At 60.6% G+C, this 14,385-nt stretch carries 18 protein-coding genes; 6 read left to right on the top strand and 12 right to left on the bottom strand.

Translation table 11 applies throughout. From position 1 onward, the window contains the following. Positions 1-267: 267 nt before the first annotated feature. The 12 genes from ABJN75_RS00280 to ABJN75_RS00225 form a co-directional block, all read right to left on the bottom strand. Positions 268-1,347, bottom strand: a complete 1,080-nt coding sequence (locus ABJN75_RS00280) for a branched-chain amino acid ABC transporter permease (protein ID WP_348435713.1) — start codon at positions 1,345-1,347, stop codon at positions 268-270. Further along, positions 1,347-1,724 (bottom strand): VOC family protein, encoded by a 378-nt coding sequence (locus tag ABJN75_RS00275; protein WP_348435711.1) that lies wholly within the window; start codon positions 1,722-1,724, stop codon positions 1,347-1,349. Before ABJN75_RS00275 ends, ABJN75_RS00280 begins: the two co-directional genes overlap by 1 nt. A 2-nt stretch (positions 1,725-1,726) precedes the next feature. After that, positions 1,727-2,686, bottom strand: a complete 960-nt coding sequence (locus tag ABJN75_RS00270) for a branched-chain amino acid ABC transporter permease (protein WP_348435709.1) — start codon at positions 2,684-2,686, stop codon at positions 1,727-1,729. Next, a complete protein-coding gene (locus ABJN75_RS00265; RefSeq protein WP_348435707.1) occupies positions 2,686-3,510 on the bottom strand; it encodes an ABC transporter ATP-binding protein in 825 nt (274 codons plus the stop codon). The genes ABJN75_RS00270 and ABJN75_RS00265 overlap by 1 nt, the downstream gene beginning before the upstream one ends. Next, positions 3,507-5,492 carry an AMP-binding protein gene (locus tag ABJN75_RS00260; RefSeq protein ID WP_348435705.1) on the bottom strand — a complete coding sequence of 662 codons (1,986 nt, stop codon included), beginning with the start codon at positions 5,490-5,492 and terminating at the stop codon, positions 3,507-3,509. The genes ABJN75_RS00265 and ABJN75_RS00260 overlap by 4 nt, the downstream gene beginning before the upstream one ends. Positions 5,493-5,727: 235 nt before the next feature. After that, complete coding sequence (dgcN, locus tag ABJN75_RS00255; RefSeq protein WP_348435703.1) at positions 5,728-6,741, bottom strand: N-acetyltransferase DgcN; 1,014 nt, start codon at positions 6,739-6,741, stop codon at positions 5,728-5,730. 110 nt (positions 6,742-6,851) lie between these two features. Beyond that, on the bottom strand, positions 6,852-8,558 hold the full coding sequence (locus ABJN75_RS00250) for a hypothetical protein (protein ID WP_348435701.1): 1,707 nt from the start codon (positions 8,556-8,558) through the stop codon (positions 6,852-6,854). Positions 8,559-8,707: 149 nt separating this feature from the next. After that, entirely contained in the window at positions 8,708-9,178 is a 471-nt protein-coding gene (locus tag ABJN75_RS00245) for an Rrf2 family transcriptional regulator (RefSeq protein ID WP_348435699.1), read from the bottom strand. A 278-nt stretch (positions 9,179-9,456) separates the two neighbouring features. After that, positions 9,457-9,609: a hypothetical protein gene (locus ABJN75_RS00240; RefSeq protein ID WP_348435697.1), complete on the bottom strand. Its 153-nt coding sequence runs from the start codon at positions 9,607-9,609 to the stop codon at positions 9,457-9,459. 48 nt (positions 9,610-9,657) lie between these two features. Beyond that, positions 9,658-9,900 (bottom strand): hypothetical protein, encoded by a 243-nt coding sequence (locus tag ABJN75_RS00235; RefSeq protein WP_348435695.1) that lies wholly within the window; start codon positions 9,898-9,900, stop codon positions 9,658-9,660. Then, positions 9,897-10,127, bottom strand: a complete 231-nt coding sequence (locus ABJN75_RS00230) for a hypothetical protein (RefSeq protein WP_348435693.1) — start codon at positions 10,125-10,127, stop codon at positions 9,897-9,899. Before ABJN75_RS00230 ends, ABJN75_RS00235 begins: the two co-directional genes overlap by 4 nt. Then, positions 10,124-10,645 carry a hypothetical protein gene (locus ABJN75_RS00225; RefSeq protein ID WP_348435691.1) on the bottom strand — a complete coding sequence of 174 codons (522 nt, stop codon included), beginning with the start codon at positions 10,643-10,645 and terminating at the stop codon, positions 10,124-10,126. The genes ABJN75_RS00230 and ABJN75_RS00225 overlap by 4 nt, the downstream gene beginning before the upstream one ends. 286 nt (positions 10,646-10,931) lie before the next feature. On the opposite strand from ABJN75_RS00225, the gene ABJN75_RS00220 reads away from it, so the two are divergent. The 6 genes from ABJN75_RS00220 to ABJN75_RS00195 all read left to right on the top strand — a co-directional run bounded on the left by ABJN75_RS00220 (position 10,932) and on the right by ABJN75_RS00195 (position 14,377). Then, complete coding sequence (locus ABJN75_RS00220; protein WP_348435689.1) at positions 10,932-11,177, top strand: DUF2249 domain-containing protein; 246 nt, start codon at positions 10,932-10,934, stop codon at positions 11,175-11,177. Positions 11,178-11,238: 61 nt separating this feature from the next. Then, positions 11,239-12,594, top strand: a complete 1,356-nt coding sequence (locus ABJN75_RS00215; RefSeq protein ID WP_348435687.1) for a hypothetical protein — start codon at positions 11,239-11,241, stop codon at positions 12,592-12,594. A gap of 18 nt (positions 12,595-12,612) precedes the next feature. Continuing rightward, positions 12,613-13,158, top strand: a complete 546-nt coding sequence (locus tag ABJN75_RS00210) for a DUF2249 domain-containing protein (RefSeq protein WP_348435685.1) — start codon at positions 12,613-12,615, stop codon at positions 13,156-13,158. A gap of 37 nt (positions 13,159-13,195) precedes the next feature. Then, positions 13,196-13,816, top strand: coding sequence for a NifU N-terminal domain-containing protein (locus ABJN75_RS00205; protein ID WP_348435683.1), 621 nt, complete (start codon positions 13,196-13,198; stop codon positions 13,814-13,816). After that, positions 13,816-14,088: a hypothetical protein gene (locus ABJN75_RS00200; protein ID WP_348435681.1), complete on the top strand. Its 273-nt coding sequence runs from the start codon at positions 13,816-13,818 to the stop codon at positions 14,086-14,088. The genes ABJN75_RS00205 and ABJN75_RS00200 overlap by 1 nt, the downstream gene beginning before the upstream one ends. 1 nt (position 14,089) lies before the next feature. Then, positions 14,090-14,377 (top strand): DUF6522 family protein, encoded by a 288-nt coding sequence (locus ABJN75_RS00195; RefSeq protein ID WP_348435679.1) that lies wholly within the window; start codon positions 14,090-14,092, stop codon positions 14,375-14,377. Positions 14,378-14,385 lie beyond the last annotated feature (8 nt).

Below are 14,385 nucleotides of genomic sequence, written 5' to 3'. Positions count from 1 at the left end.
CGTGCATGCCATTGGCAATGGGGATGCCCGAACCGGCATAAGGGCCGGTACGGTATGTCGGAAGCTGGATATACACACTGTCTTCTGCTTGCGCAGGCAGCGCCATAGCTGACGCTAGGACGACGGCAAGTGCTGCTGTGGTTTTAAGCAATTTCATGTTTTCCTCCCATGATCGCATTTACGTCTGAGCCAAAGGGTGCGACCGGACCTGGCTCAACAGCCCGGCGTCTTCGTTGATGCCCGCATAGCCAGGCATTTCGTCCGTGTTCAGGCGTAAGGGAACGGCCAGACACGCAGTTTTTCCTTGCCGATCGACCAAAGCCGCGCCAGTCCGTGTGGCTCGGCGATCAGGAAGAAGATAATGAGGGCGCCAACCAGCATCTGGGCGATCTGGAACACGATTTCGGCGCCGACATCTATGCCCAAGGCTGGCAGTCCGACGCGCAGCGCGATGGGCAATCCCCAGATGAAGGCCGCGCCGAAAAACGAACCGACAAGACTGCCCAGCCCGCCCAGGATCACCATGAACAGGATCTGGAACGACAGTGTGATCGAAAACGCCGACGGTTCGGCAGCACCGAGATAGAAAAAGATGAACATCGCACCTGCAACGCCGCACAGATAGGACGACACGGCGAAGGCCGAAAGCTTGGCCGTCAGTGGCCGCACGCCCATCAGTTCCGCCGCGATGTCCATGTCGCGGATCATCATCCACTGCCGGCCAATCCGCCCGCGCACGATGTTCTTGACGGCAAGTGTCACCACCACCACGATGCCAAGAACGACAAAATACTGGGTCATCGGTGCAGCCGACGGGCCGGTCAGAATGATGTCGCCAAAGCCGCGCCGTTCCGGCACCTCGATCGCGCCCGACGCATTGTAGTTGTAGAGCCACGGCACACGGATGAAGCACCATTCGATAAAGAACTGCGCCGCCAGCGTCGTCACCGCCAGATACAGCCCCTTGATCCTGAGCGACGGCAGCCCAAAGATCACGCCAATACCTGCGGAGAAAAGCCCGGAAAGCAGGACAAGAATGACGATATTCGTGTCCGGAAAGATCGATGTCAGCTTGTAGCAGCTATAGGCGCCCACGCCCATGAAGGCACCGGTGCCGAGCGACAATTGCCCGGCGTACCCGGTCAGGACATTCAGCCCGATTGCCGCCAGCGCCAGGATCAGAAACGGCGTCATGATGGCGTTGAGGAAAAAATCGCTCGCAACAAACGGGATCGCCAGCGCAATCAACCCGATGATCGCCATGCCGATCCGGTCCTCCCGGATCGGGAAGATCGCCTGGTCGGCAATATAGCTGGTCTTGTACTGGCCGGATTCGCGGTACAGCATCAGTCGTCTCCCCAGACATTGCCGCTCGATGGCAGCACATGTGAACTCGGACCGGTCAGACGGAACCGGTGCCCGGTCGGCGCTTCCATGATCACCGAATGATCGACGACGCCGACCTTGCGTCCGCCCAGGGACTCGATGCGATGGATCTCGGCGGTCAGATCGTCGGTTTCGATATCGAAATGGATCTGTGCCTCCTTGTGGCCGGCTTCCAGCACCAGCGACACGCCCTTGTCCCCGGCCATGATGGTCGCACTGTGACCATTATCTTCGACATGCGAGGGCTGGCCCAGCAGTTGCGACCAGAACCCGGCGGCCTGTTCGATATGGTCGGTGTGAACATCAATGACGATAGCGGAAAGACGGCTCTTGTGCATGGCTACACCCTCTCGATGATGCGTTCGCCAAACAGGCCTTGTGGCCTGAACAGCAGGAAGATCAGCGCGATCATGTAGGCAAGCCAGCTTTCGATGCCGCCGCCCACCAGCGGACCCCAGTAGATTTCACCTATTTTCTCACCTATGCCGATGATCAGTCCGCCAACAATGGCGCCCGGGATCGAGGTGAACCCGCCAAGGATCAGGACCGGCAGGGCCTTGAACGCAATGATTTCGAGCGCGAAAGACACATCCGAGCGCGCGCCCCACATGATGCCGGTGGTCAGCGCCACGATACCGGCGGCAAACCAGACGATGGCCCAGATCTGGTTGAGCGAGATTCCCACCGAAAGCGCTGCCTGATGGTCGTCGGCCACCGCGCGCAACGCCCGGCCTATCCGGGTCTTGTTGAAAAACACCGCCAGCACACCGACCATGATCAGCGCGATCACCGCCGCGGCAATGTCGATATGCTGCAGGATCAGAAGCCCGCCATCGCCGATCTCGAACGCGGTCGACCCCGTCGGCAGCCCCAGTTCGGTGGTGATCATCTGCTTGGGCTCGCCGCCGAAAATGAATTCGCCCAATCCGATCAGGAAATAGGTGAGCCCGATGGTCGACATCAAAAGGATAATGTCGGGCTGGTTGACCAGCGGCCGCATGACGAAGCGCTCGACGGCCAGCGCCAGCAGCCCCATCACGCCGATGGTCAGAATCAGCGCCAGATAGGCCGGCACGCCTTTTTCATGCAGGCCGACCAGTGTCAGCCCGGCGAACACAACCATGATGCCCTGGGCGAAGTTGAACACGCCCGAGGCCTTGTAAATCAGCACGAAGCCCAGCGCGATCAACGCATAAAGCACGCCGGCCACAAAACCTTCCCACAGCACCTGCAGAAAGAAATCCGGCAAATCGGCCATCTGGACGAACGGATCGATGAGAATTGCATAGAGAAAATCCATCAGTGCGACACTCCCAGATAGGCGTCGATGACGTCCTTGTTGTTTTTCACCTCATCGGGCGGTCCGTCGCCGATCTTGCGCCCGTAATCAAGCACCACCACCCGGTCGGAGATATCCATCACCACACCCATGTCATGCTCGATCAGCGCGATCGTCGTGCCCATCTGGCTGTTCACATCCAGGATGAAGCGGCTCATGTCCTCTTTTTCCTCAAGGTTCATCCCGGCCATCGGCTCGTCGAGGAGCAGAAGATCCGGTTCCATCGCCAGCGCCCGGCCCAGCTCAACCCGCTTTTGCAACCCGTAGGGCAATTTGCCCACAGGGGTCTTGCGGATGTGCTGGATCTCGAGAAAGTCGATGATCTCCTCGACCTTGAGCCGGTGCTCGATTTCCTCGTTGCGCGCCGGCCCGACATTGAGCACCTGCCAGAAGAAATTCTTGTGCATCTTCAGCGTCCGCCCCGACATGATGTTGTCGAGCGTCGACATGCCCTTGAACAGCGCCACGTTCTGGAAGGTGCGCGCAATGCCCGATGCAGCGGCCTCATAGGGTTGCATTCGCGAGCGGGCCCGGCCACGGAAGGTGATCACCCCCTGCTGCGGATGATAGAACCCGTTGATCACGTTCAGCATCGAGGTCTTGCCGGCGCCGTTCGGACCGATGATGGCCCGAATTTCCCCCTTCCGGATGTCGAAGGAAATATCGGAAATCGCCTTGACCCCGCCAAACGACAGCGAGACGTTCTCGAGCTTGAGCATCACGTCGCCGGGATTGAGGCCATCATCCTGGGCATGCAGTTCGACATGTTTGACGCGCGCATTCATTCGGCGGCCTCCGGCAACACATTGGCGACAGGATGGGTTTTGGCGTCCGCCAGCTTCACGGTGGCGCGGATCACTCCCTTGCGGCCGTCTTCAAAGGTCATGTCGGTCTCGATGAACTGCTCGGTCGAGCCCTGGTACAGCGCCTCGATCAACGGCTCGTAGCGTTCTGCAATGAAGCTGCGACGCACTTTCTGTGTCCGTGTCAGCTCGCCATCATCGGCTTCCAGTTCCTTGTGCAGCACAAGGAAACGCCGGATCTGTGCGCCGGCCATCATCGGTTCGGCGGCCAGATCCTTGTTCACCTGGTCGATGTGGGCCGCCATCATCTCGTAGACCAGCGGCAGATTGGCCAGTTCCTGATAGGACGCATAGGAAATGTTGTTGCGCTCGGCCCAGTTGCCCACCGCTGTCAGATCTATGTTGAGAAACACCGCAACAAAGTCCCGCCCGTCGCCAAAGGCCACCGCCTCCTTGATGTTGGGGAAGAACTTGAGCTTGTTCTCGATGTATTTGGGAGCGTAGAGCGCGCCGGTGGTGAGCTTGCCCACATCCTTGGCCCGGTCGATGATCTTGAGATGGCCGCGCGCGTCGAAGATACCGGCGTCGCCGGTCATCACCCAGCCATCCGGTGTTATGGCTTCCTTGGTCTTCTCCTCATCGCCGTAATACCCGGCAAACATGCCCGGCGAGCGAAACTGCACTTCACCGCTCTCGGCGATGCGGATCTCCACATCGGGCGCGGCCGGGCCAACCGTGTCGGGACGCACATCGCCATCTTTCTGCGCGGTGACATAAAGGAACGCTTCGGTCTGGCCATAAAGCTGCTTGAGGTTGATCCCCAGCGACCGGAAGAACGAGAACAGGTCCGGTCCGATCGCCTCTCCGGCGGTGTAGGCCGTGCGAATCCGCGTGAAGCCAAGCACATTGCGCAAGGGTCCGTAGATCAGCTTGTCGCCGAGCCAGTAGGAAATCCGACCGGCCAACGGCACAGGTCGGCCTTCCAGGATCTTCTCACCATAGGCCTTGGCGACGCCGAGATAGTGATTGAAAATCCATTTCTTCGGCCCGCTGGCGTCCTCCATGCGGATCATCACGCTGGTCAGCAGGCTCTCGAACACTCTTGGCGGGGCAAAATAGAAAGTCGGCCCGATCTCGCGCAAATTCTGCGCCACCGTTTCCGGGCTTTCCGGGCAGCTCATGCACAGCCCCACGACATAACCTTGCGCATAATTGAGATAATGGTCGCCAACCCAGGCCAGCGGCAGATAGGCCAGCACTTCGTCCTGCTCACTCATGTGATCGAATGAAGACGTATCCTCGGCAGCCTTCACCGAGGCTGCCGCCGTCAGCATCACGCCCTTGGAGCGACCGGTGGTGCCCGAGGTATAAAGAATAGCCGAAATTTCGCTGCCGTCAGACGCCCGGATCCCGGCCTCCCACTCGGCGACTGCGGATGTATCGGCGCTCGCGGCCTTGCGTCCCAATTCCTGCACATCGGCAAAATCATGCAGATGCTCACGATCATAGTCGCGCAGGCCCCGCGGCTCGTCGAAAACGATGTCCGTCAGCTGCGGAATATCTTCCGCCATCGACTGGATCTTGTCGACCTGCTCCTGGTCCTGGACGATGGCGAAGCGTACCGCGGCATGGTTGAGCACGAAGGCCATTTCTTCTGCCACCGAGTCCGCATACATCGGCACCGGTATGGCTTTCAGCGATTGCGCCGCGCAAAAGGCCCAGTAAAGCCGCGGCCGGTTGGTACCGACGATGGCGATCCGTTCGCCCGCCGATATCCCCATGGCTTTCAAGCCCAGCGCCAGATCGCGAATTTCGTCTCGCTGTTCCGACCAGCTCCAGCTTTGCCAGATACCATAGTCCTTGAAACGCATTGCAGGCCGCGCCGCGAAGCGCTTGGCGTTCAACAGCAGATACTGCGGAAACGTAACCGGCTTGCCGCCGGCGGTTAGACCTGTGGCTTCCATTTCCTCCACTCTCCTCCCTGCCCGGACGGCATGACGCCAACTCCGGGCGCGCGGATCACATCCGCACATCTGGCCGCTCCCATGGCCAGTCTTGCACCGGTCGGTCCGGTGTTCTTGCCAAATTCCTGCCGCTGTCCTCTCAGCGGCCGGTCTCGGTTTTGGTTCATGAATTAAATGAACGCTCGTTTACTTTATTCGCCTTTGCCCTCGTTGCAAGTTATACTTTCGCAATAGATCACATTTTTCCGCCAACCGCCGCCAACCTGTCGACCAGTTCGCTCACGCCGAAACGGATCGGGTCGGTGGCGGGGACGCCATACTCGGTTGCCAGCCCTTCAAGATACGCCCTGGCCTCGGCTTCGCCCAGCTTCTGGGTGTTGACGGCAATGCCGGTGCAGGCAATGGCGGGATTGGTCAACCGGCCGCAGGCGATAGTCATGTCGATGACCTCCTGGATGCTCGGAAGCGCATGTTTGACCCCGCGCATCGTCGTCCGGGTCGGCTCGTGACAAACCACGAACGCATCGGCCTGCGCACCATGCAGCAATCCCAGCGACACGCCGGCAAAACTTGGATGAAACAGAGACCCCTGCCCCTCGACCAGGTCCCAATGATCCGGCTCGGCCGCCGGCGCGATCCATTCCACAGCGCCGGAAATGAAATCCGCCGCCACCGCGTCAATTGCCGCCCCACGGCCGGAGATGAACACGCCGGTCTGCCCGGTGGCGCGGAAATCGGCGTCCCAGCCCCGTGCCCGCATCTCGCGTTCCAGCGCCAGCGCGGTGTATTTCTTTCCCACCGAGCAATCCGTGCCCACGGTCAGGCAGCGCAGGCCTGGACGCCTCGTGCCCTTGCCGGTGTCGAATCGCTGGTCCGAGAACCGCACATCATGCAGCTTCGCCCCGCTCCTGGCGGCAGCGGCGCTGATTTCGGGGATCGACGACAACCGCGTGTGCAGCCCCGTCGCTACATTGAGGCCGGCATCAAGCGCCGCCACGATGGAGCTGATCCAATGTGCGGGCAGCACACCGCCGGCATTGACCGAGCCGACAACCATGGTCTTGACGCCTGCTGCCGCTGAAGCCTCGATCGAAAGGTCGGGAATGTTGGCATCCGCCCCGCAGCCTTCAAGCCGCAACTGGCCGATGCACCATTCCGGTCGCCAGTCGACGATGCCCAGGCCGGTCTTTGCAGCAAGCGCATCAGGCACGTCGCCAAGAAAAATCAGATAGGGCGGATCGATGACCATCACATACTCCGGACGTTTGGACTGGTTTCAGGCCACCACTGTCCTGCGCCGGGATGCAACCGTCAAGGTGGCAAATGCCATGTCCACCGGATTGCCGCCGGTCGAGCCGGTTACGGCGCCGCCGGAAGGAGATAGGCGTCAAAACAGGGCGTCAGCGTCACCTTCGTGTGTGCGCTCAGCGCCGAGGCGTAATGCTCGAAAAGCTGCTTGCGGGCGTGATGGTACGGACAGGTCGGAGCCAGCACAAGATCGGTCCGAGCGACCGCTTCGCGCGTCCTGGCGTCAAGCTCGGGCAAGGCCCGGCTCGGGTCCGCGCCGATCGCGACATGGTCGGCGCCTTTCATGTTCAGGATGTAGGGAAACGGATTGGCGAAATCGAGATTGAATACCCGCTCGAACTTGCGGCCGGACTCGGCCTCCAGCGCCTTGATCGCCACCGTTGCAGCCTGGATTTCCCTGAGCAGCAGATATTGATAATCGGGATCCGAGAACATGATGAAGGACGGCAAGGCCTCGGTTTCGGCGATCGCCCCATAGGTATCGCGCCGGTCGATATAGATCCCGCGCATCCGCTCCGCCTGTTCGACGAACACGTCCTTGGCCGACACCCGCCCGATCGGCCCCAGATCGGGTGCGTCGAGCTCGATATATCCCGGCGCCACCGCTGCGGCCCGCGCCGCCTTGTGCAGCATGGTGGAGATGTTGGGCAGCACTGTAAACCCGACCAGCACGAGGATTGCCACACCGGCGCGGCCGTAATCGCCAATCGGGCGCAACAGGATCGTCAGCAGCGCCGGCCAGACCATCAGGAAAGCCTGCCCCCCGGTATTCTGCGTCTCGTAAAACAGCCCGCACACCAGAAGCAATCCGACCCAGAACCAGTCAGCATCGAGCACCCGGGCAATCCGGTTGCCCGCTTCGCGGCCACCCGCGGCCTTGTGTCCGTAAAGCGCTGTAATCAGCAACACGACAGCCAGAATTCCGCCCGCGCCAAAGACGTTGAAATGCTGTGACGCCGCGGTCAGGAAGCGCGGCAACAAGGCGCCGGTGTTTTGCGAGGCTAGCAGGATGATGTCCTGCACATAGGGGCTGACCAGTCCTGTCGACAGCTCCACAATTCCGGTCACGCCAATGCAGATCAGCGCCGTCGCAATGGCGGTGCCGAGCGAAATGCGGCCCAGGATCAGCCCGAACAGCAGGATCGGACCGGCGGCGAGAAAGGCGGTGATCTTGCAAAACGCCAGTCCCAGAACCAGCAGACTCAGGATGATCGTCTGAATCACCGGGCCGCGCACGAACAGCACGGTTGCTGCCACCAGATAGAGCAGGATGGCGCCGTGACGATTGTAGATCCCGAAGGCGTCGGTGCCCGGATAGGGATAGAAATCGATCACATTGAACGGCAGCGCTGTGTAAAGCATCCACGGAACCAGCAGCCACAGCGCGACCTTCGAGCCGCGGCGCACCGTGTCCCACAGGATCAGCGCCATCACCGGAACCGTCACCGGCAGCCAGATCCACTGGGTCAGCAACACCGGTTGCGCATCGGCAAACAGCCAGTCGGAGAATGCCGCGAGGAAATATTCAAGCGGCCCGACCGGCACGAAGAAATCGATCGCCGGCCATTGCCCCTGCGCGATACGGCCGATCGCGTCGTAATAGACCAGCACGTCCCAGTACATCGGCCCGATGGGCAGAACCAGCGGCAGGACTTGCAGAACCAGCAGGACCGCGACAAATGCCGCGAGAATCGAATAGAGCCAGATCAGCGCCCCGCGGCCGGATGCACCGTGATAATCCGAATAGTCCACGTTCATTGCCCACCCATGAAGCTGATTCCCCGCCCCACATGATCGGCGATTTGCACCCCTGGGGCAATCATCCAAGCTCGGGCGTGGTTAATTCAGAGGCACGCAGGGACCGCACCGTGACGCGAGAGCCGGCAGACCGCAGCGACGCTGGAAGATCAGTCTGATCGCGCTGGCGATGTCGGGGCATCACCTGCGATCCTGGGCGGCGCCGATTGCGCAAAATCCTGTTCCGAAAGCATGATGTCGGCCAGCGTGTAGTCATCGAATGTGGAGATAAAGGCGGCCAATGCCTTGTTGAGCAGTCTGGGCAGCCGGCATCGGCTCGAGATCAGACACTCGTTGCTCTGTGTGAAACACTCGACAAGAGCAAAATCCGTCTCCGTCACCCGGACAACCGCCCCCAGATTGATCTCTTCAGGACGACGGGCCAGCGTGAACCCGCCGGAGCGGCCGCGCACGCCGCGCAGATAGCCGGCATTGGTCAGAACGTTGACGACCTTCATCAGATGGGACTGTGAGATCCTGTAGACCCGGGCCGTTTCCTCGATCGTCACCAGCCTATCACCGGCGGCTCCCGCGTACATCAGCACGCGCAATGCATAGTCGGAAAAAGTAGTCAGCTTCATGAGATTCCCCGGTATCGATGATCAATTGCATATCGCAGCTGACAGGCCACGACCATGGCCCAGTCACTGGTTGCGATCCATACCCGCAACGGCGCAGGCTCGCCACAGCACTGCCTGAGATGACCGGGGACATGTCTAGTGGTGCGATCCTGACAGATGGTTCCCATCTGTCAGGACAAATCGCCCCTCCAGATCAATAGCTTGTGGGCTGACTTTTCGAAGCAGATGGGTATCATCTGTTTCGGCCAGACCACTAGGTGCTGTTTGTCCCGTAGCTGTCAAACGAACATCATCACCACAACTGCACCGAGCACCACCAGCACAAGTCCCGTGATCAGCATTGGCAGAAGCGTGTTGTCTGTATCGATGTCGCGCGTCTCGTAGGTGAGTGGATTGTCTGCGCCTGGCTTTTTTTCTTCGGAATTTGTCATGCCTTCGCTCCTTGAGCATCTTCGGCGTTTCGGTGTTGCGTCCTCACGTCAGCCTGTTGCTGCGGCGACCCGTTGGGCGGCAATCGCCATCCAGTCTCGCAAGATTCCCTGATCCTCCTTTGAGAACCGGGCGCGCCGCTTCAGGTCGTCAAACGTATCATCGGGGTGCAGGCGATCATATTCATCGCGGACAAGCGATATGAAGATGGCCCATTCCTCGTCCGTCTCCGGCCCGATGGGCTGCACAATACCATTGGAAGCCATATAAAGCTTGTCTCCCGCATGTTTCATCGCAGCGCTCCTTCCGCTTCGTCTTTCCTTGCGTCCCGCAATCCCTCCAGCATCATCGCAATAACACCCATGTCGCGGTAAAAACCTGTGTTCAGCGCCATGAAAACCATCTCGGAGGGATCAAGCCCCGCCTCGGGCTGGCGCCTGTTCCGGCTACCGAAATCCACCTCAAACGCGACCGGCGGGCTGCAGGCGCCGTTTGCGGCGCCACATTCGAAATGTCTCATCGCACCACTCCTGTCTTGATCGCACCCGGGGCCGGACCAGAACTGCCATCACGCATTTGCGCGGCCTCATGGAGGGACAAGACGTGGGCCTGCAGGTGGGCCACCTGCACAGGCGGCAGCAATCGTGTGAGCAGCATTTCGAAATAGGGCTTGAAGATACGCCCTGTCACACCCCGCTCGGCACAGATCAGATCAAGAATATTGGCTTCGAGCCGGGACAGGCCAAACGGAACTGCCACGAAATTGAGGATGACGTGCAACGCACGCTCGATGTCATCCCAACGTGCGCCGGAAATATGCGTCATCACATTGTTGATGTGGCTGTGCGCCCGGAACGCAGCAACCAGTGCGCTGGCAAGCACATCGAGATCCGGAACCATTTGCTGCGGCATGATGTCTCCGTCATCTGCGCCCACACCCGCACCGAGATTGAATTCGGACCTGACAGCTTCGCGGCAGCCCGTGTCACGACCGGTGTCGTAAAAGGCCCCGAAAGGCTTGAATTGCATCATGTTCATTGCGTGCTCCACAAACTCGTCAGGTCTCGTTTCTCCAAGAGGGCCGCAGGCCAACAGGTGACGGAAATTCATCGACACACATCTAGCTCATAAAAGATATATTGACAATGCATCTTTAAATGAGAACATTGCACACGGTCAAACCGGCAGGCGATTTCACCCCTCGGTTTGACCACGGGTGCAACTGAACCCGGATCTCGTGCACGGGCGAAACGCCGCGTCTGCATCGGTCTGGCAATCGCCCGTTGCTCCGTCGTGATGGCTCTTGAACAGAAGGAAACCGGAAATGACCGATACAACCGAAGCCGTGGACTTGCGCAGTCTCGTCCCCGCACAACGTCACGCGAAGATCTTCCAACTTGTCCACGCGCTCGAGCCGGGCAGCGCGTTCGAGCTGATCAACGACCATGACCCCAAGCCGCTCTATTACCAGCTCGAAGCCGAGTATCCCGGCCAGTTCTCCTGGACCTACCGCGAACAGGGGCCCGAAGCCTGGCGCGTCGAAATCGGCAAGATCGAGCAAGCCGCCTGAAGCCTGCCGTGATGACGTGATGACGCCGGGTTCGCCTGGCGTCATCACGGAGGAAGATGAGATGCCAGGTGTCACACTATCCCGCTGGACGATGTCCTATTTCTTCGCCGCCCTCTCCGCGCTGATCGCCGGCGAGGTCCTGATGGCGGCCGGCTTCGGCTATCCATCAGCAGGACTGCGCGCCCCCGAGACGCTGATTCTGGTGCACGTGATCACCATCGGCTGGCTCAGCCTGCTGATGTGCGGCGCGCTTTTCCAGTTCGCGCCCGTGCTGATTGCGCGACGTCTGTACAGCGATACACTACCCTTGCCCGCCCTGCTGCTTGTCCTGGCAGGCCTCGGGCTGCTGCTTGCCGGATTTTGGCAACTTGCCGGCGGGTTGTCGGATCTGCCGTCGCTGCTGCCGGCAGCCGGAGCCGTTTTAAGCACCGGATTCGCGCTGGCAGTGTGGAACCTCGGGTGCACATTGTGGCCGGCCAGGCCGCTGCCGCTGCCGGCGCGCTTCGTCGCCGCAGGACTGGTCTCGCTTGTGCTGACCGTGGCATTGGGCGTGATCTTCGCTCTCGTTCTGGGCCAGCAGACCACCTCCGAACCCCTGCTTGTCATCGTCGGCGCCGCGCTTCCATTGCATGTTGCGGCCGGTATCGGCGGATGGCTGACATTGACCGCCGTCGGCGTGAGCTACCGGCTGCTTGCCATGTTCATGCTCGCCCCGGAACTCGAAGGCGCGCGGCCGAAACTGGTCCTGGCTTGCGCTATCAGCGCATTGGCAATTGTCGTGGCGGTCGGGCTCGCTGCGGTTCTGAACGGGGCCAGCCTGTTCATCCCGCTTCTTGCCGGCAGCATCCTCTGGCTGGTTTCGCTTGCCTTGTACGGCGCCGACATTCTGCATCTCTATCGCGCCCGCAAACGCCGCACCATCGAGCTCAACAGCCGCATGGCGATTTATGCGCTCATCTCGCTCGCCGTGGCCATTATCTTGGCAATCGGGCTGTCCGCACTTGGTCGGTTCGAAGACGGCGTTGGCGCGGTGGTGTTTCTTCTGACTTTCGGATGGTTGTCGGGCCTGGGCCTGGCCAAACTCTACAAGATCGTGGCGTTTCTGACATGGCTCGAGTGCTACGGCCCAGTGCTGGGCAAGATGGCGGCGCCCAGGGTGCAGGATCTTGTGGTCGAGAACCGTGCCCGTAAGTGGTTCCAGCTTTATTTCCTTGGCGTTTGGCTCGGCACGGCAGCACTTCTGTTCGCTCAGGCGACCGCGTTCCGCATCACCGCCGCGCTGATGCTCATAGCCACGATCGGGATCGTCAGCGAACTCACCCGATCCAGACTTCTCTCGGACGTGGCGGCGCGACCCGCCGGGCCGGTTGCTGTGCCAAGACCGCATCTGCTGCTCTCCCGTCCACCCTCGATTTGAACGCAAAGGAGTAAACCCATGACCATTTCATTTGTCGATCTCGACGTTCGCCCGATCCTGCGAGACGGCGGAGAACCCTTCGAACTCATCATGCAGGCGGTGAACGCGCTCGGCCCTGACCAGGGCTTGCGCCTGCTGGCGACGTTCCAGCCGGTACCGCTGTTTCATATGATGGGATCAAAGGGCTTCACCCATGAAGCAACGGAACTGGATGGTGGCGAGTGGGAGGTGTTGTTCTCGCCCGCACGGAGCGAGGAATTTACCGCCCTGGCGGCCGCCGCCCCGACCCCCATCGCGCCAGATGGTACGTCGGAATGGCCCGCGCCTGATCAGCATCTCGACAATCGGGAACTCGATCCGCCCGAGCCGATGGTGCGGATCCTGGCTGCAATCGAGGCCATGCAGCATGGCCAGGTGCTGTCCGCGCTGTTGTGCCGCGAACCGATGTTCCTGATTCCGGAACTTCAAAAGCGCGGACATCAGTGGCAGGGCGGTTTCGAGCCCGACGGTACAACCTACAAGATCCTGGTCCGCGTCGCCGGCAACAGCGAACCGGTGGCATAGCAGCGCCGGCGTTCCCGCCCTCATGGAGGTATGAGCAATGTTCATCCAGACCGAACCAATGCCCGATACGTCGAAAATGAAGTTCTTTCCCGGTAAAGAGGTGTATGTTTCCGGAACGATCGAGTTCGACAATACCGACAAGGCCTCGGCATCGCCGCTGGCCCAGCGTCTGTTCGGCATTCCGGGGGTGGCGGCAATTGCGTTCGGTTACGACTACATCCTCATCACCAAGACCAGCGGCGACTGGCAGCACCTCAAGCCGGCATTGCTTGGCACGATCATGGAACATTTCATGTCGAATGCCCCGGTGATGCGCCCGGCGCGAAGAACGCCGGCGGGAGATGACGGCGAGACCAGCGAATTTGTCGATCAGATCATGACATCCCTGCGCGAGGTCATCGACCCCGAACTTGGCTACAACATTGTCGATCTCGGCCTGATCTATGATGTCGTGATTGACGCTGACGGTATGACGACAGTTGCCATGACCACGACAACGCCCGGATGCCCGGCTACGAACTATCTCAAGCAGGGCGTTCAGGATCGCGCCGAAGCGGTCGAAGGCGTCAAACTGGTGCAGGTGGAGCTGACCTACGAGCCGCGGTGGGAACCGGACATGATGAGCCCCGAGGCCAGACAGCATCTGGGGATTTACTGATGAGCAAAATCGATACGCCACGCAGCGGCCTATCCGCACCGTCTTCCGGCCAGCCGCTCGATCACGACGGGCTGGTCCGGCTTCTGGTGACCAGCCTTGAGGCTCTGGCTTCTGCCGGGCAGGTCGACGCAGCCTGCCGGCTTGCGGGGCAGGCCTGCGCGGGCTTGCGTCACTCCGACCCACGCGGATGGAGCAGGCTCAACGCGCTGCTTCACCGTCTGGCCCGCCGCGCGCCGCCGGTTGGTTCCAATGTTTCAAGAGAGGCGGGATGACATGACAATCGAAATTGGAGATGGCGGCATTGTCATCGATGCAACGCTTATCGGTCCCCTCCTCAAAGTCGCGCCGGAAGATGTCCCGAAACTGATGCGTGACGGCGCGCTCACCAGCCTGTGTGAAACCGGTGTCGGCGACGATGCCGGCACCTATCGTTTGAGCTTCTTCTACCAGGGGCGCCGCGTCCGTTTGCAGGTCACCGAAGCGGGAGAGGTCCTGCGACGGTCCATTGTCGATTATGGCGCCGCTCCACTGCCACAGGCAATGCACAGGCCGGGCGGATGATGGTTCCG

Origin of the sequence: Hoeflea sp. (genome assembly GCF_039975035.1) — a bacterium.
Classification (GTDB): Bacteria; Pseudomonadota; Alphaproteobacteria; order Rhizobiales; family Rhizobiaceae; genus Hoeflea.
Note: the sequence above shows the minus strand (reverse complement) of the source record. Positions and strands in the feature narration are given on the sequence as shown.